The sequence below is a fragment of the Curtobacterium sp. MCBA15_016 genome, assembly GCF_001865105.1.
Classification (GTDB): domain Bacteria; phylum Actinomycetota; class Actinomycetes; order Actinomycetales; family Microbacteriaceae; genus Curtobacterium.
Genome location: NZ_MJGR01000009.1, coordinates 6684 through 7102, shown reverse-complemented (window position 1 = coordinate 7102; position 419 = coordinate 6684). Strand labels below are relative to the sequence as shown.

Genomic DNA, 419 nt, shown 5'->3' with positions numbered 1-419 from the left:
GATGCTCGCCGCCTCGATGCCGCCGGACGGACGCGACGTCGCTCCCGGGGGCACCGTCGGCAGGAGAGCGAACTCGTACTTGCCGTCGACGGGGGTGTTCTTGAACGAGTTGATCGCGGTGGTGGTCGTCATCGGGAAGAACGCCGCCTTGCCCTCGGTGAACTGCGCGAGGGCCTGGGCGTTGTTCCACCCGATCGCGGCCTTGTCGACGACGCCGTCCTTGGTGACCCAGTCGAAGTAGGTGCGGTAGGCGTTCTCGACGGCCTTGGAGTCGATCTCCGCCTTGCCGTCCTTCGAGACGATCGTGTTGCCGGCGTTCTGCGCCATGCCCCAGACGAACTTCCACGGGTCGAAGCCGTCGGCGTAGGCGATCGCCAGGCCGTGCCGGCCGCCCGTGGTGGTGGCCTTGGCGTCCTCGG

The 419-nt window shown here is 68.0% G+C and carries 1 protein-coding gene; it reads right to left on the bottom strand.

Annotated elements, in window-relative coordinates; genetic code table 11:
• Window positions 1-419: extracellular solute-binding protein (locus BIV03_RS04325; protein WP_139201855.1), on the bottom strand; the 419-nt coding region annotated here is incomplete at both ends.